We start from the raw sequence: 17470 nt of genomic DNA, 5'->3' as shown, positions 1-17470 counted from the left end.
TGCGCGAACATCTCCCAGCTAAATACCAATGAGCAAATAAATACTCATCTAAATAATCAATACAAAAATATGAAAATCCTTCTTAAAATTAGGAGTAGGCTTCTATGTCCTACGGAACTGAGCTTAAAAATGAAATTAACTACCCTTTTGCTGTTCATTGCCTTATTTAATATACGGGCCAATAATTATGCACAAAACACGCGAATAAGCCTGGATCTCAAAGAGGTCTCGATTGAAAAGGTGCTAAATGAGATTGAATCCCATACAGAGTTTAAATTTCTTTACAATTTAAAAGATGTAGATATAAGTAAAATTGTTACCCTTAAGGTGAACAAAGAAAAGGTTAGGACTATATTGAATACACTTTTTCTCAATACCAATGTGTCTTATGAGGTATTGGACAAACATATTATTCTAAAAAGAAACGAGAATAAAGACATTAAAAGTGTTCCATTTAAAACCGATGATACTCCGATACAATCGGAAGTTCAAGGGATCGTTAAGGACAGTGATGGAATGATTTTAGCTGGGGCAAATGTCGTTATAAAAGGAACTACTAAAGGGGTGGTTACTGATTTTGATGGCTATTTTAGTATTGCCGTACCTAATTCGCAAACCGTTCTTGTCTTCTCCTATATTGGAATGGAGACGAAAGAGGTTGTTGTGGGCAATAATACCAATATAGATGTTATAATGGATCCTTCCGCTCAAAAAATAGACGAAGTAGTGGTGACTGCTCTAGGAATGAAGCGAGAAAAGAGAGCCTTGGGCTATGCCGTAGGCGAGGTTGACAGTGAAAAAATAAACCTTGTTCCCCAGGAAAATGCGTTGGGCGGTTTGTCCAGTAGAGTTTCAGGGTTGGACATTCGAAGGTCTGGTAACGACCTAAATGCGGAAACCTATGTCTATATCAGGGGTAGAACTTCTTTGTCTGGAAATGATGAGCCTTTGGTTGTTGTAGATGGTTCACCTGTAGGGAGTACTGCGGTTTTAGGCAATATAAGCGCTATGAACATTCAGAGTGTTTCCATATTAAAAGGAGCAAGTGCAGCTGCACTTTACGGTTCCAGAGCAGGAAACGGGGTAATCCTTGTTACTACTAAATCTGGTGAAGGTCTTAAAAAGGGGATTGGGGTTTCATTCTCCTCAACAGTCACATTAAATACACCCTATAAATATTTTGAAACTCAGGATCAATTTACCAACGGGCAAAGAGGTATTTTTGATGAAGCCACATGGCAACACTGGTATGGTCCGGGAGAAGGCGGTTCTGCGGTACAATGGAATAGCAATGGTGAAGCAGTGCCTTTAAAGTTTTATAAGGACCCGCAGAAAGACTACTTTAGGACAGGTGTAACCACAATAAATGATGCTAGTATAAGTGGGAATTATGACAAGGGTAGCTTTAGATTGGCAGTATCCCATTTGAAAGGAGAAGGGTACTCCCCAGGCACTGAGCTTCAAAAGCTTGGTTTCCGACTTAATACGACCTACAAAATAACGGATAATGTAACCGTTTCCACAAATTTTGATGTTTCTAACCCGAATTCTGATAATAATCCAGTTAAAGTCCTAGGTGGTGATGATCAGTATTTTGATTTATTCAACATCGCGCCACATATAAATATCAATGACCTAAAAGGAGACTATTGGGAAACACCGAACGTTGAGCAACGAAATGTTACGGATGGGTATAACAACCCTTGGTTTTCCGCTAATGAAAGGAAAAACAAATTTGACAAGTTAAGTGGTTTTGGAAATATTAAGCTGGATTGGGAAATTACCTCAAATTTTAATGCTATGGCCCGTGTAGCCTACAGTGGTAATTACAATAAAGTGGAAACTTTAAAACCATGGTCTTTTCAGGGGTTTGGTGGGGGAACCACTAAACCAACTGGGGCATATAACCTAGATAATAGTAGTTCTAAGGAATCTAACGTAGATGTTTTGTTTTCCTATGACAAGCGATTTGGTGATTTCCGTATATCTCCTTCTGTAGGTGGAAATATATTGAATAGCGAAGTTAATACCTATAGTTCTGGAGGTGACAATTTGGTTCTTCCAGGGTTGTTTACCCTTTCAAATGTATCCAGAGGAGGATTGGAATACAGTAATGGAACTTTTAAAAAAGCGGTATACAGTGTATATGGAATGGCTACATTGGGCTATAAAAATATGCTCTATTTGGATTTAACAGCACGTAACGATTGGTCCAGTACCCTCCCTACGGAGAACAGTTCTTACTTTTACCCTTCCGTTTCTGGAAGTGTTTTGGTTTCTGAAATGTTCCAAATGCCATCTTGGATTTCGCTTATTAAAATACGCTCTGGATGGGCGGAGGTAGGGAAGGATACCGATCCTTATTTAATTCACCCAACTTTAACCCAAGGGTTTTGGGGGGATGATTTTACCTATTCACTACCTAGCAGTATGCCAAATACCAAGCTAAAGCCAGAAATAGCTACTTCTTATGAGGTAGGTGCTGATTTAGGTTTCTTTAAGGGCAGACTGGGGCTTGAGGCTACCTATTACAAGACTCAAAATAAAAACCAAATCTTAAATGTGAATGTTTCACCACTTACGGGGTATACGAGTACGACCATTAATGCAGGGAATGTGGAAAATTATGGGTTTGAATTTGGATTGAATATGGTTCCTATTAGAACGGAAGATCTTGAATGGAACATGAATTTTAATTTCACCACACAGGAAAGTAAACTTGTAGAATTGGTTGACGGTATTGACCGTGTTGATTTTGGTGGAGGAACAGATGGTGGTGCTTTTACAAGAGTAGGAGGAATCATTGGGGACATGTACTCTCCTTATATAAAGAAAGTAGAAGAAGGCGAGTATGCAGGATGGAATCTATTGGATTCTAATGGAAGATGGGTGGATGATAGAGCTCGGGAGAATCAGATTAAGGTAGGAAATTTCAACAACGATTTTTCTGTTGGGATGAACACTTCTATTCGGTATAAAAACTTTACCCTTTCTGCTAGTTTCGACTGGAGGCAAGGTGGGGATTTCTTCTCAGAATCCATGAAGAGAATGGCACGTTCTGGAAAAATAGAGGACTGGCAAAATGGAATCAGTTCAAGTACCTTTTCGGGAATCCTAAATGCTAATTCTTTTCCTGACGGTGCCGCATTGGCCAATGAAATCAAATCTAACCCTATTTATAGAGACAACGATGTCTGGGTTGGTGGCCGAAATGAAGAATTAGGTGGTTTTGAATTTAACGGGAATTACAATGGAGCTTTCTTTCCTGGGGTAATAGACAATGGTGATGGTACCTACACCGAAAATTTCGGAGATGTTGGCACAAAATTATTTGACGCCTATAGAGTGGTTGAATCTAGCGGTAGTTATTGGAGAACCGGTTATGCTTTTATGTACGACGCATCTTTTGTTAAATTAAGAGACATCACCATGACCTATGCACTACCAGCTGAGGTTGCCAAGTTTATCTCGGCTGATAATGTAGCCATATCCGTATATGCCAAGAATGTTATGCTTTGGACCGCAGCCGGTATCGGAATCGACCCTGAGCTTGCCTATGATCAGGGAACCCAAGGCTTTGAAAAATGGAATGTGGCCCCTTGGACTATTCCTGTAGGCCTTCGACTAAACATAAGTTTCTAAAAATAATATAAGATGACTAGAATAAAGAAAAACATATTTGCAATATTACTGCCTATGGTAGTACTTTTTGCTACATCGTGCTCAGAATCTTTGGAGGAGATAAATGTAAGTCCCAATAGTTTACCAGATACTGAGATAGACATAAAATTTGTGCTGACCGGTATTTTATCCCAATCTGCAACTATAACTGCTGACCTTAATATGGGTGCGGCTGAGATTACTGCTACGACCCAATATTTGCAACGCGACTTTACAAGTTATGACCGATTTAATTTTAACTGGCAGGCAGCGAGTTATGCTGGCTATTACGAACCTTTAAAAGATAGTGACTATATCTTCGAAAGGGCTGATAACGAAAAAACCGGGAAGGTTAAAGATTACTATCAGGGAGTTGCGCTTATCATGAAATCTTATTGGTATGGGATGTTAACGTCTATTTTTGGGGATTTACCTTATACAAATGCCCTCCAAGCAGAAAAGGGTGGAGATGAATTTTTTAAACCTGCATATGATGATCAACTGACCATTTTTAAGGGAATAATAAACGATTTGGCACATGCAAATACTCTTTTAACAGGAGCTGGGGTTATACAAGAAGTGGCGGATGCAGACATTGTGTATCAAGGGGATGCCTTAAAGTGGCGTAAACTTGCTAATTCTTTACGCCTTAGGTATTATATGCGTTTATCAGAAAAGGGAGGTATCGATATTAATCCGGCTGCAGAAATTTTAGCCCTAGTGGGTAATAGTGCAGAATATCCTATCTTAGTAAACAATGACGACAATGCGGCCATCGCATTTGTGGGTACCAATAGCGATAACAGTTGGTACGGAGGTCCCTTAAGAAGTAGTAACCGCTCTGAATTTTATCGTAGAAAACCATCAGCTACTATTGTTGATGATTTGACTGCCCTGGGCGATCCAAGATTAACGTCTTGGGTGCGACCTGTAGATGTTCAAATTTTTCAGGGGGCCACTGATGAAATTGTACAGGAAGATGGCGTGTTAAAACGTTATACTACAGCAGATATTAACGCAATAAATAATGATGAAAATAAGGAGAATAATATTGATACCTCCCTTTTTGTTGGTTTGCCAGTTGCCTTAACGGATCCTAACCAATTTCAGAAATTTGCGGATGGGATCAATGCTAATGAGGTAATTGCGTCTCTAGATGAAAGTGTTTATCTTGCCGCAGCATCAAACCCTCACGCTTCGTATCTAACTGAAATGTATGCGGAGGATGCCAATCCATTGGTAAAGGCAGTACTAATGAATGCTGCTGAGGTACAATTTATTTTGGCTGAAGCAAGTGTACGAGGGTGGATATCCAATAGCGCTTTGGATTATTACAATAGAGGCATTCAATTGTCAATGGGGCAGTATGGAATTTCGGATGGTGATCCATCTGCGGTGTATGATAAAGCGAACAATACACTTGTTCCTTTTGATCAAGGAGTGTATATGGCACGGACTCAACAGATCTTTAATGATGCCGCAGATAAAATGGAACCTATTATGCACCAAAAATGGATTTCTCAATGGCTTACTCCAGAATCATGGTTTGATTGGCGTAGAACAGGACTTCCTAATTTAAGTGTCAATATTATAGCAGGGACTAAGGGACAAGAGATACCTGTTAGGTTTTATTATGATGATCCTTTTAATGAAGAGAATATGTTGCAAGCCATAGATAAATTACAGCCTGCTGAGAACAATCAGTGGTCTAAAATGTGGTTGCTGCAATAATCTAAATCTAATTCGTTTGAAATTTTTTCCAGACCTGTTTGCCGTACGCATACAGGTTTGGTTTTTTGTAAGTATTCTTGTTGATGGTAAAGATGATAGGATTATTTAATATACCTTGGAGCAGACTGATCCTTAGGTTCGGTAGCTATTTTTCCCTTTAGCCAACAATAAAAGAAGAATTGCTTATGGGTTACTTCAATTTAATATAAGAAAAGAGAATCATGGCTAATTTCTTTATTTTCACCTCAGTTTTTGTTCTAATTACACTATAGGCTTGGGCAATTTGGTATTCCACGGTTTTAATGGATATATCTAAATATGTTGCTATTTCGGAGTTGGTCAGGCCATCTTGTTTGCTCAATAAAAAAATTTGTTTGCATCTAGGGGGTAAATGTTCCACTTCCTTTTTTATTAAAGCGATCTTATCTTCCACTAATTGGTAGTTGGTATCCTCCACGGCATAATTCAAAGCGAGCTTATAGGCTTCATTGATAATTATAGAAGATTTTTTTCTTCTGTAATCATCAATATATTCATTGTAAACCGATTTGTACAAAAGCCCTTGAAAGGATTCCCTGATATTAATATTTTGTCTGCGTTCCCATAATCGTAAAAATACGTTTTGAACTATATCCTGGGCCTGGGGGTAATCATTGGTAAAGCTATAGGCGTAGATCAAAAGTTTTTTGTAGTAGGTTTCCATCACCTGTTCAAATGCTTTCTCTTCTCCTGCTATGAGTTGTCCAACTAAAACTAAGGTATTGCGATCTGCATTGGTCATTAGGAGGTGATTGTCCAGGTTCTATAATTCGTGCAAGGAACTAAAAAGGTAAGTATTCAAAGTTGCTTCATTGTTAATAAATCAATATATGTAGGTAAATATTATTTATATAGTATGTTAATATACTTAAAATTTTGAATCTAAAAAAAATATATTCCAAACACTGTAGATTTTTCTAATTCTACATTTTCAAAATTTATTGGATACGCTAAGGTTGGATATATTACCACCAAATGGGTTGATCAGAAATATTATTTAAAGGCGGTTGCGCTCTGAATATATGTAGATTTAAGCATGACACAAAAGAACACATTAAGAAATTCTAGTGTTGGCTTTGGTGCTTTTTCAGTCTGGGATATTAAGGCAGTTTATTGAAAAGCTGGTAGTCCGGTAATATCGGCACCTGTAATCAGTAGGTGGATGTCATGCGTGCCTTCATAGGTAATGACACTTTCAAGATTCATCATATGGCGCATAATACTGTATTCGCCGGTGATGCCCATTCCACCTAAGACCTGTCTGGCCTCCCGGGCTATTTTGATCGCCATTTCCACGTTATTGCGCTTGGCCATGGAAATTTGTGCCGTAGTGGCCTTTCCTTCGTTTTTCAATTGTCCCAATCGGAAGGCCAATAACTGTGCTTTGGTGATTTCTGTAATCATCTCTGCCAATTTTTTTTGCTGCAACTGGGTGGCGGCGATAGGTTTTCCAAATTGGATGCGTTCCTTGGCATATCTCAAGGCGGTATCATAACAATCCATTGCGGCGCCTATGGCGCCCCAGGCAATTCCGTAGCGTGCGGAATCCAAGCAGCCCAAAGGTGCGCCAAGCCCGTTTTTACCGGGCAAAAGATTGTCTTTGGGAACTTTTACATTGTCAAAGATTAATTCGCCCGTCGCCGAGGCTCGTAAAGACCATTTATTATGGGTTTCTGGTGTGGAAAAGCCTTCCATGCCCCGCTCTACTATTAGTCCATGGATGCGCCCTTCTTCGTTCTTGGCCCATACCACGGCTATATCGGCAAAAGGGGAATTGGAAATCCAAAGTTTGGCCCCGTTTAGTAGAAAATGATCGCCTTTATCCTTAAATCTTGTTTCCATACCACTGGGGTTGGAACCATGATTGGGTTCAGTAAGTCCAAAACAGCCCATAAATTCGCCGGAGGCCAATTTAGGCAAGTATTTCTTGCGTTGTTCCTCACTGCCATAGGCATAAATGGGATACATTACCAAAGACGATTGTACCGAGGCGGTGGAGCGTACCCCGCTATCGCCCCGTTCTATTTCCTGCATTATTAATCCATAACTTATCTGGTCCAGACCAGCCCCTCCATATTCCTCCGGGATATAGGGTCCGAAGGCGCCAATTTCGGATAGGCCTTTGATGATCTGTTTTGGGAACTCCGCCTTTTGGGCATACTCTTCTATGATAGGGGAAATATCCCTTTTTACCCATTGTCTGGCAGCATCGCGCACCAATTTATGTTCTTCGGATAAAAGGTCGTCTAAATTGTAATAATCAGGAGCTTCAAACAAATCGGGTCGCATAGAATAAATTTTAGAATCAAAAATAAACAAATTAAGGATTTGTTTAAAAATATAACACAAGAAAGTATGATTGTTACATTTTTAAATAAAAATCTTTTGTCAGATCAATGTATTCCTTAGTGTATTGGTGTCGGGCCGATTCTATGGTTAGATTTTCAATTTCAACAGAAGTCTTTCCAGTTTGCAATTCCAACAAGCTTCGCTTAATCTCGGATTTAGGATTCCCTTTAATGCGCATAAGCCGCTTGGGGTGCAGGTTGATTGCGGCTGCCAATTTCAAAAATCCCTCCTCTTTTTTAAAAGGGATGATGGTGGAAAAGGTTCCATTTTCTGCCAATAGCTGTACAACACTGCTCAAAAGGTCTCCAAAGGGCAAGGATTGGTTTTGTCTTGCCATATCCCTGGATTCATTTCCACTGGCCATTATTTCGGAATAAAATGGAGGATTGGATACAATGAGTTCGTATTTGTCGTCCATTTCATTCACAAATTCGTCCAGCGACGCGTGGTAACAGAATAATCGATCGGCCCAGTAGGAGGCTTCAAAATTCTCTACACATTGCTCATAGGCATCCTCATCGATCTCTATGGTGTCTATGGTTTCAGCATGGCTTCTTTGTGCCAGCATCAAAGCAACAACACCCGTTCCCGCCCCGATATCCAGAATGGACATGGGCTTGTGCTCTAGAGAGGTCCAGGCTCCCAATAAAACGCCATCGGTACCAATTTTCATGGCACACCGATCCTGATGTACTTGGAATTGTTTAAATAGGAAGGGTTTGCTCATGATAAATCCAGCTTTTGCTTATTGGGGCAGACCTTGCTTACTCGGCTTTTCCAGCCTCCCTGTTTTTAGTGCCTTCCAAGTCCAATAGGGAATCCCCTAATTCATGGCGCATCTCATTGGCCAAAACCTTTATTTGGTCTACCACTTCCGGATATTCTTCGGCCACGTTGTTGGTCTCGCTTATATCCGTTGTAACATCGTAAAGTTCTATTTCTTCCATTTCGACCATTCGGTATTCCCCTGGAAGCCCATCCTTGCCAGGTTCTTGTCCGTCCATGGTCCTGTAAGTATGCGGAAAGTACATTTTCCATTTTCCGTAACGGACTCCCATGAGTTCGTTTATCCTATAGTAAAAGAAATATGCTTCCTGGGGACTCTTTTGGCTTTCCCCGGTAAGTACGGATAAGGCGCTTTTCCCGTCGATGGTTAAATTGGGCAAACGGGCTCCTGTAATTTCTGCGATGGTCGGTAAAATATCAATGGCCATGACAGGGATATCTATAGTTTTTCCTGGGGTAATCTTGTTGGGGTACCTCATAATAAAAGGCTCGCGCTGTGCACCCTCCCAAGCAGTCCCCTTACCTTCCCTAAAGGGCAGTGCACTGCCCGCGTGGTTGCCATAGGCAAGCCATGGTCCATTGTCCGAAGTAAAGATAACTACGGTATTGTCCTCAATGCCGTTCTTTTTCAGCGCAGCCAATATTTCGCCCACGGACCAGTCGATTTCCATAATGACATCGCCGTATAATCCTCTTTCTGATTTTCCTTTAAATTTATCCGATACAAAAAGCGGTACATGCGGCTGCGGATGGGGCACATATAGAAAGAAAGGATTGTTTTTGTTTCTATTGATAAAATCCACGCTCCTTTCCGTGATTTGGGTGGTAAGTTGGGATTGCTCCGTAAGGGTATCCAGAACGGTCTCATTTTCATAAAGCGGCAGGGGTCCAAAATTGAAAACAGTTCCTTGCTGCGGATGGTAGGGCCACATATCGTTGGAGTAGGGGATGCCAAAGAATTCATCAAAACCATGTTTCGTAGGCAAAAAATTTGGGCTATCCCCCAAATGCCATTTTCCAAAGATGGCGGTCTTGTAACCAATGTTTTTTAGCATTTCCGCTATGGTCATTTCCGATGCATTTATTCCTGTGGGGCTACCTGGTCCCAAGGCGTTGTGTATGCCAATACGATTGGGGTAGCAGCCGGTGAGTATACCTGCCCTTGAAGCGGAACAAATGGGTTGTGCGGAGTAAAAACTGGTGAGTTTTACACCTTCATTTGCCATTTGGTCCAAATGGGGGGTTTCAATATTGGGAGAACCAAAAGTACCTACATCCTGATATCCTTGATCGTCGGTGAAAATTAAGATTACATTGGGTGGAATGTCCACTTTAGATTCTTTTTTCTTTTCCGCACAGGAAAGTAAAACCAAAGAAAGTATAAGTAAGTGTAGGTTCTTGAGCATTATTTTAATTTTAAATGAATGTCTGTAGTACAGATTTTGATAAAGCTAAAATAATATTTTGAAACGTTATGCCCTAATAGCTGAAAGTGCCGAAAACAAACATTTAACGGTGCAGGCTAGGGAGGGTCGTAATAAACACTAAACCCCGTTGTAGTAGTTGTTTTTAATGGAGTCCATTAATTTTTCACCTGCTGAAATAGAACTTATCAAATTCCATAGGTTAGCAGGAATCAAGGGTTTTAAGGGCTGGTCCAGCATTGGGATTTTTGGAAATACGAGTTGCAGTTTTTTGTCCCATACTTTGTAATATTTTAAAAGGTCATCTGGATATACAATCTTTCGTCTTGTACCTTCGTCAATTCCCCTGAACGGTTGTGGAATGTTTAGATATCCATAGTCGTCCGTTAGTTGTTCCCCTACATGGATGTCCCGTATGGCCACCTCAAAGTCATAGGCCGTAGTAAGGCAGTTGGAGTTAAAACTGTGGTTTACGTATCTGGCATTGTCCCAGCAAAGCACGTATCTTCCCTTATTGTCCCTGAAGGTGTAGGTGTCCAATATGGACTGATAAATAGGTTCCAGGGTTTCCAATTCGGCCGGGCTAAATTCGCGGTCCAACTTATCAAATACCCAGGTGATGGTTCCGGCAGGAATAAATTCTGTGGCTACTACGCCATAGCCAATCTCCTTGTTGATGAATTGCAATTCTGTTTTGGGATGAATCATTTTAACGCATAAAATAATCTGGTGAATACTGAATAGTTATTGCCGTGTAAGTATTGCACTGCCTTGGTCTGGTTCCTTTAACATACAATTTGCCCATGTAAATCCAATGGGTAAAGTTTTTTTGTGTTTGAACCAATCAATAAGAAATGCAATAAAGAAAGATAGGTAAAATTATCGCTCGTTTTAGAACTGGGGGTAAATTAATATGGGGGGTGTTTAAGACAAGTAAAGATCTACCAATCCTTCCGGTGTGTCAACAAAAATAGTCTTGTTTTCACGGTCTACCTTAACGATTATTTCATCCCTAACCGGAATAAGTAATTGTTTATCGCCCTTTTCAACCTCAAATAACGCTTGGGAAGTGGTGTCGTTAACGCTTTGGATAAATCCTATATTTCCATGGACCTTGTCTTCCATGGCAAAGCCAATTACCTCATGGTAATAGAACTTATTGCCTTTTAGTTTAGGCAAAAATTTAAGCGGGAGATATATTTCGGAGCCCATTACCTTGTCGGCGTCCGATTCATCGGCAACCTCCTCAAACCGCACTCGCAAAAGGCTGGATTTGTGAAGTTGACTTTTTTCAATAAAAAAAGGAACCAGATTGTTTCCAAGGGAAACGAATACTGATTCCAATTTTTCGTACAATTCGGGTTCGTCGGTATCCAATTTAATGAGTACCTCCCCCTTAAAGCTATGTTTGGAAACGATTTTACCGAGGTAGAAACACTCTTCCTTTGTCATCGTTTTCTATTAGCTATTCTGTTTCTTTGGTCTCTTCAGGAGCTTCTGCAGGAGCGACAGTATCCTCGGACACTGCTTCTGGAGCAGCTTCTTCGGCAACTTCTTCTTCAGCAGCTGGAGCTTCTGCTTCTGCAGCAGCGGCCATACGTTTCTCGTTTACCTCTTTCTCGGCTTTCAAGGCCTTGGCTTTAGCATCGGCTTCTGCCTTTGCCAAACTATCTACTTTGGAGCCAACGATACTCGCTTTTTCTTCCAACCAAGCATTGAATTTTTCTTCAACTTGCTCTTCGGTCAAGGCACCTTTACGAACACCGCCCAATAAATGGTGCTTTAAAAGTGCTCCTTTATAAGATAAAATTCTTTTTGCAGTTTCGGAAGGCTGTGCACCGTTCTCTAACCATTTTACAGAACTGTCAACATCCAATTCTATGGTTGCAGGGTTGGTGTTTGGATTGTAAATACCTAATTTCTCCAAGTATTTACCGTCTCTTTTAGCGCGGGAATCCGCAGCTACTACCCAATAAAAAGGTTTTCCTTTTTTTCCGTGTCTTTGTAATCTAATTCTAACTGGCATATCACATTAATTTGTAGGGTGCCCGACCCTTGGTTATTAATTCTTTTTTTCGCTAGGTTCTTCCTAAGCGGGTGCAAATATAATATTTCTTTTTATGTGGTAATCAAATATTTGGGCAAAAATTAAATTAATGTGTGCAAATGGCTTAACATTTCTTAAGAAAAGCTGTTAAACTTGGGCTAAAGTCGGCTACGGATTTGGAGTTAAGTACAATTATCATAGTTTATTACTAGGGTTGGCGAAAGTCGCTACCCAAGATAACTAATTAAAAATGAAGAGAGATAACATGAAGTATTCAGAAAAAATTTCAAACGGATTAAACAACCTATTGGTAAGAAATTATGATGCCGAAAAAGGATTTAAACTGGCAATGGATAAAATTGATAATCCAACGATCAATACCTTCTTAAAGGATAGGGCCTCACAACGTGGAGAATTTGCCCAAGAGCTTAAAAGTGAAATATTGCAATATGGGGAATTGCCCGAAAAGGTCGGAAGCTTAAAAGGAGATATGCACAGAGCATGGATGAATCTTAAATCGGCCGTGGCCTCCAATGAAAAGGAACAGCTGTTGGAAGAAGTAGAACGTGGGGAAAAGGCAAGTCTAGAGGAATACAATGAGATCTTGAATGATAGGGATGTTGTACTTCCGCCATCCACTGAAAGTATGTTGAAAAGGCATAGGGACGCCATAAAGTCATCATTGACCGTGGCCAATATCCATGAGCGAATAGCGTAGGGTCCCGGAGTTTTGGATTAATATAGAGGAGCCAGATGGAAACATCTGGTTCCCGGCTTTTGGTAACGTTGATAACTCCTGATAAATGCACTTTCCCTTTATGCGCTATTTCCTTATTTTTACCACTTCCAATCCCATCACATAAACCCACACTATGTACCTTATTTTTGATACGGAAACCACAGGATTACCCAAACGTTGGGATGCCCCTTATACGGATACCGACAATTGGCCCCGATGTATTCAGATTGCCTGGCAGTTACATGATGAAATGGGTAAATTAGTGGAGAGCCAGGATTATTTGGTGCAGCCGGACGGATTTAATATTCCCTATGATGCAGAACAGATTCATGGGATATCCACGGAGCTGGCCCAGCAAAAAGGGGTTCCGATCGGGGAGGTATTGGAAAAATTCAATGCAGCACTTTCCAAAACAAAATTTGTAGTAGGTCAGAATGTGGGATTCGACATTAATATCATGGGAGCTGAATTCCATCGGTACCAAGTTGAAAATTCGCTTCAGGAATTGCCGGTATTGGATACCTGTACCGAGCATACGGCACAACTGTGCCAGATTCCTGGTGGACGTGGTGGTAAGTTTAAGTTGCCGACCTTAACGGAACTACATCAATACTTGTTTGGTGAGCCGTTTGGAGAAGCGCACAATGCCACTGCCGATGTGGAGGCAACTACCCGTTGCTTCTTGGAATTGGTCCGTAGAAATGAATTTTCGGCAGAACAGTTGGATGTTAAGCCAGATTATTTTAAGAATTTCTCCGAGGCCAATCCACAAGAAATACAATTAATAGGTTTAAAGCATATCAACCTAAAAAAGGCATCAAAGAAAATAGCCGATGCCTTGTGGGAGAAGGATACAGGTGGAATTTCCAAGGAAGAAATAAAGGAAAACTTGGCCACTTTGGAAACGGCCAACTTTGCCCATCTCCATAACCATACCCAGTTTTCCATTCTACAGTCTACCATCAGCATTCCCGCTTTGATCTCGGCCACGGCAAAAGCTAAAATGCCCGCGGTGGCGATGACCGATCACGCTAATATGATGGGGGCATTTCATTTTGTCAATGGGGTCATTAACCATAACAAGGGGGTTGTTGCCAGGAACGAAGAAAATTTAAAGCGCTATGAGGCCACTAAAAATGGAACCTTGGAAGAAGGGCAAGAACCCTTGGAGGAACTTCCGGAACCAGAGGTGGAGATTACGCCTATTATAGGTTGTGAATTTCAAGTTTGTGAAGATCATACCAATAAATCCCAGAAAGATAACGGGTATCAGATAGTGATGCTTGCCAAGAACAAAAATGGGTATTTAAATTTGGCAAAAATGTCGTCCATTGCCTTCGTGGATGGGAAGTACTATGTTCCGCGTATAGATAAGAAGGTAATAGAACAATATAAAGAGGATATCATTGTACTTACCGGGAATCTTTATGGTGAAGTGCCCAGTAAGGTTTTAAATGTTGGGGAGAACCAGGCAGAGGAAGCCTTGCTGTGGTGGAAAGAGACTTTTGGGGAGGACCTGTATATTGAAATTATGCGTCACGGTCAGGAGGATGAAGACCGTGTAAACCAGGTATTGATCCAATTTGCCCAAAAGCATAATGTAAAATTGGTGGCCACCAACAATACCTATTATCTGGAAAAGGAGAATGCACATGCGCATGATATTTTGCTTTGCGTAAAAGATGGCGAAAAGCAGGCCACTCCTATAGGTCGTGGTCGTGGATACCGATATGGCTTGCCCAATAAGGAATATTACTTTAAGTCCTCTGATGAAATGAAGGACCTGTTCAAGGATATTCCTGAAGCCATTACCAACATTCAGGAAGTAATAGATAAGGTAGAAACATTTACCCTGGCCCGCGATGTCTTATTGCCTGCTTTTGATATTCCGGAAGAATTTAGGTTCGAAGAGGATAAATTGGATGGTGGAAAACGCGGGGAGAATAAATATTTGCGACATATCACCTATGAAGGGGCTAAAAAGAGATATGGTGAAATTACCCCAGAAATTGATGAGCGACTCGATTTTGAACTTAAGGTAATTGAGAAGACCGGATATCCGGGGTATTTCCTTATTGTGGAGGATTTTATCAGGGCCGCCCGTAGTATGGATGTGTCCGTTGGTCCTGGTCGGGGTTCCGCAGCGGGTTCCGCAGTTGCCTATTGTTTATGGATTACCAATTTGGATCCTATAAAGTACGATTTACTTTTTGAGAGATTCCTTAATCCAGATCGTGTGTCCATGCCCGATATTGATATTGATTTTGATGACGAAGGCCGTGGAAGGGTAATGGACTATGTAATTGATAAATATGGAGCCAATCAGGTGGCCCAGATCATCACCTATGGTACCATGGCGGCAAAGTCATCTATTAGGGATACGGCACGGGCCTTGGATCTGCCGCTGGGGGATGCGGACCGTATGGCCAAGTTGATTCCCAACATGTCCAAGTTGAAAAAGATTATTGGGGTCGATGAAAAAACACTAAGGGAAAAATTCAATAGCGAGGAACTGATCAAGATCAATGAGTTGCTGGCTATTTCCGAGGGCGAAGGACTGGAGTCCGAAACCCTTAACCAGGCTTATATTTTGGAAGGCTCCGTGCGTAACACCGGTATACATGCCTGTGGGGTAATTATTACGCCCGATGACATCACCAAGTTCGTCCCGGTAGCCTTGGCGAAGGATTCCGATATGTATTGTACCCAGTTCGACAATTCGGTGGTGGAAAGTGCTGGCTTGCTAAAAATGGATTTCTTGGGGTTAAAAACTTTGACCCTGATCAAGGATACCGTAAAAATAGTAAAGGCCAAACACGGCATTGAATTGGATCCGGAGAATTTTCCCTTGGACGACGAAAAAACATACGAGCTTTTCCAACGCGGGGAAACCGTTGGGGTGTTCCAATATGAATCCCCCGGGATGCAAAAACACATGCGTGCGTTAAAACCTACCGTTTTTGCGGATCTTATAGCCATGAACGCTTTATACCGTCCCGGTCCCATGGAATACATTCCCAGTTTCATTGCCCGTAAGCATGGTACCGAGGAAATTATATATGACCTGGATGCCTGTGAGGAGTATTTGGCGGAAACTTATGGGATTACGGTGTACCAGGAGCAGGTGATGTTGCTTTCGCAGAAGCTGGCCGATTTCACCAAAGGTGAGGCGGATGTTCTGCGTAAGGCGATGGGGAAAAAGCAGAAGTATGTCCTGGATAAAATGAAGCCGCAATTTATAAAGCAGGCTTCGGAAAAAGGCCACCCTGTTGATAAGTTGGAAAAAATTTGGAAGGATTGGGAGGCATTCGCGGCTTATGCATTTAATAAATCGCACTCCACCTGTTACGCCTGGATTGCCTACCAGACCGCATATTGCAAAGCACATTATCCGGCAGAATATATGGCTGCTGTACTGTCCAATAACATGAACGACATAAAGCAGGTAACCTTCTTTATGGAAGAGTGTAAACGTATGGGATTACAGGTTTTGGGACCGGATGTAAACGAATCATACTATAAATTTGCAGTGAACGACGCTGGTGCAGTGCGCTTTGGTATGGGCGCCATAAAAGGGGTTGGCCGTGGAGCTGTGGAGACCATCGTAGAGAATAGAAAGAAAGACGGGCCGTTTAGATCTGTTTTTGATCTGGCCAAACGCATAGATCTCAGGGCGGCGAATAAAAAGGCTTTTGAGAACCTGGCTTTGGCCGGGGGCTTCGATTCCTTTGGTGATACCCATAGGGCTCAGTATTTTTATGATGAGGGGGATGGAATTACCTTCTTGGAAAAAGCCATGAAGTACGGGGCCAAATTTCAGGAGAATGAAAATTCTTCTCAAGTAAGTTTGTTTGGTGAGGCAAGTGACGTTCAGATTCCGGAACCTGTGGTGCCACCCTGCGAGGAATGGGGTACTATGGGTAAATTAAGAAGGGAAAAGGAAGTAGTGGGAATCTATATTTCCGGTCACCCATTGGATGACTTTAATGCCGAGATCAAGGCTTTTTGCAATGCAAGTCTTTCCGCTCTAAATGATTTGGAAGCCTTAGTAAATAGGGAGGTTTCCTTTGCGGGGGTCATTACGGATGTACAGCATAGGGTTTCCAAAAATGGTAAGGGATGGGCTATGTTCACCATGGAGGATTATACGGATACCTTTGAATTTAGAATGTTCGGGGAAGAGTATTTAAAGTATCGTCATTTCTTGATGATCAACTCGTTCGCATATGTAAAAGTGTTCGTCAGGGAAGGCTGGATGAACCGGGATACCGGAAAGAAGGGAGAGCCAAGAATGCAGTTTAATATGATCATGATGCTGCAGGACGTTATGGAAACCTTTGCCAAAAAACTCACCATTAAGTTGGATATCTCCCAATTAAAGGAAGAAAGTATTTTGGACCTAAAGGATACTTTGGTTTCCCATAAGGGAGATCATCCCTTAAATTTTGTGGTGTACGAGATGGAGGAGCAGATAAAAGTAAACATGACCTCTAGAAAACAAAAAATTCAAATATCGAGTGAATTACTCCTACAGCTTAATGAAAAAGACGTACATTACAAATTGAACTAATGTTTTACAGTGGCTTAAATGGTTGGATGTCCCACAAAAGCCCATGTCTTAAAAGAATAGGTTTTATCAATTTAACCATAGTCAAAACGAATATAATCTTAGTAAGGAAAAGGCAAAATAATTGT

Annotated in this window: 11 protein-coding genes; 4 read left to right on the top strand and 7 right to left on the bottom strand. The window is 41.2% G+C overall.

All coding sequences use genetic code 11. The features are described from left to right. Positions 1-129: 129 nt before the first annotated feature. Both B9Y87_RS14835 and B9Y87_RS14830 read left to right on the top strand, forming a co-directional pair. Entirely contained in the window at positions 130-3642 is a 3513-nt protein-coding gene (locus B9Y87_RS14835) for a SusC/RagA family TonB-linked outer membrane protein (protein ID WP_176225645.1), read from the top strand. A gap of 12 nt (positions 3643-3654) precedes the next feature. Continuing rightward, positions 3655-5391: a SusD/RagB family nutrient-binding outer membrane lipoprotein gene (locus B9Y87_RS14830; RefSeq protein ID WP_085499759.1), complete on the top strand. Its 1737-nt coding sequence runs from the start codon at positions 3655-3657 to the stop codon at positions 5389-5391. Positions 5392-5581: 190 nt separating this feature from the next. Here the strand turns inward: B9Y87_RS14830 and B9Y87_RS14825 are convergent, their stop codons facing one another. The 7 genes from B9Y87_RS14825 to B9Y87_RS14795 all read right to left on the bottom strand — a co-directional run bounded on the left by B9Y87_RS14825 (position 5582) and on the right by B9Y87_RS14795 (position 12015). Continuing rightward, positions 5582-6172 carry an RNA polymerase sigma factor gene (locus tag B9Y87_RS14825; protein WP_085499758.1) on the bottom strand — a complete coding sequence of 197 codons (591 nt, stop codon included), beginning with the start codon at positions 6170-6172 and terminating at the stop codon, positions 5582-5584. Between the two features lie 368 nt (positions 6173-6540). Then, positions 6541-7719 (bottom strand): acyl-CoA dehydrogenase family protein, encoded by a 1179-nt coding sequence (locus B9Y87_RS14820; RefSeq protein ID WP_085499757.1) that lies wholly within the window; start codon positions 7717-7719, stop codon positions 6541-6543. A 73-nt stretch (positions 7720-7792) separates the two neighbouring features. Continuing rightward, positions 7793-8506 carry a tRNA1(Val) (adenine(37)-N6)-methyltransferase gene (locus B9Y87_RS14815; RefSeq protein ID WP_085499756.1) on the bottom strand — a complete coding sequence of 238 codons (714 nt, stop codon included), beginning with the start codon at positions 8504-8506 and terminating at the stop codon, positions 7793-7795. A gap of 37 nt (positions 8507-8543) precedes the next feature. Continuing rightward, entirely contained in the window at positions 8544-9971 is a 1428-nt protein-coding gene (locus tag B9Y87_RS14810; protein WP_085499755.1) for a sulfatase family protein, read from the bottom strand. A 138-nt stretch (positions 9972-10109) separates the two neighbouring features. Next, the gene (locus B9Y87_RS14805; protein ID WP_085499754.1) at positions 10110-10697 is read right to left on the bottom strand and encodes an SET domain-containing protein; all 588 of its coding nucleotides are present in this window, start codon (positions 10695-10697) and stop codon (positions 10110-10112) included. A 216-nt stretch (positions 10698-10913) separates the two neighbouring features. After that, on the bottom strand, positions 10914-11441 hold the full coding sequence (gene rimM, locus B9Y87_RS14800; RefSeq protein ID WP_072859771.1) for a ribosome maturation factor RimM: 528 nt from the start codon (positions 11439-11441) through the stop codon (positions 10914-10916). 13 nt (positions 11442-11454) lie between these two features. Then, positions 11455-12015 carry a 30S ribosomal protein S16 gene (locus tag B9Y87_RS14795; protein ID WP_085499753.1) on the bottom strand — a complete coding sequence of 187 codons (561 nt, stop codon included), beginning with the start codon at positions 12013-12015 and terminating at the stop codon, positions 11455-11457. A gap of 271 nt (positions 12016-12286) precedes the next feature. Between B9Y87_RS14795 and B9Y87_RS14790 the strand changes: the two genes are divergently transcribed. Beyond that, on the top strand, positions 12287-12754 hold the full coding sequence (locus B9Y87_RS14790; protein WP_245808720.1) for a ferritin-like domain-containing protein: 468 nt from the start codon (positions 12287-12289) through the stop codon (positions 12752-12754). A gap of 154 nt (positions 12755-12908) precedes the next feature. Beyond that, entirely contained in the window at positions 12909-17345 is a 4437-nt protein-coding gene (gene dnaE / locus B9Y87_RS14785) for a DNA polymerase III subunit alpha (RefSeq protein ID WP_085499751.1), read from the top strand. Positions 17346-17470 lie beyond the last annotated feature (125 nt).

It is taken from the genome of Arenibacter troitsensis (genome assembly GCF_900177645.1).
Taxonomy (GTDB): domain Bacteria; phylum Bacteroidota; class Bacteroidia; order Flavobacteriales; family Flavobacteriaceae; genus Arenibacter; species Arenibacter troitsensis.
This window is presented reverse-complemented; position numbering and strand designations above follow the sequence as displayed.

Coding starts and splice junctions, on each gene's coding strand:
- B9Y87_RS14830 (WP_085499759.1), top strand. CDS start 3,655: ATGACTAGAATAAAGAAAAACATATTTGCAATATTACTGCCTATGGTA.
- B9Y87_RS14795 (WP_085499753.1), bottom strand. CDS start 12,015: ATGCCAGTTAGAATTAGATTACAAAGACACGGAAAAAAAGGAAAACCT.
- B9Y87_RS14835 (WP_176225645.1), top strand. CDS start 130: ATGAAATTAACTACCCTTTTGCTGTTCATTGCCTTATTTAATATACGG.
- B9Y87_RS14825 (WP_085499758.1), bottom strand. CDS start 6,172: ATGACCAATGCAGATCGCAATACCTTAGTTTTAGTTGGACAACTCATA.
- dnaE (WP_085499751.1), top strand. CDS start 12,909: ATGTACCTTATTTTTGATACGGAAACCACAGGATTACCCAAACGTTGG.
- B9Y87_RS14790 (WP_245808720.1), top strand. CDS start 12,287: ATGAAGAGAGATAACATGAAGTATTCAGAAAAAATTTCAAACGGATTA.
- B9Y87_RS14815 (WP_085499756.1), bottom strand. CDS start 8,506: ATGAGCAAACCCTTCCTATTTAAACAATTCCAAGTACATCAGGATCGG.
- B9Y87_RS14810 (WP_085499755.1), bottom strand. CDS start 9,971: ATGCTCAAGAACCTACACTTACTTATACTTTCTTTGGTTTTACTTTCC.
- B9Y87_RS14820 (WP_085499757.1), bottom strand. CDS start 7,719: ATGCGACCCGATTTGTTTGAAGCTCCTGATTATTACAATTTAGACGAC.
- B9Y87_RS14805 (WP_085499754.1), bottom strand. CDS start 10,697: ATGATTCATCCCAAAACAGAATTGCAATTCATCAACAAGGAGATTGGC.
- rimM (WP_072859771.1), bottom strand. CDS start 11,441: ATGACAAAGGAAGAGTGTTTCTACCTCGGTAAAATCGTTTCCAAACAT.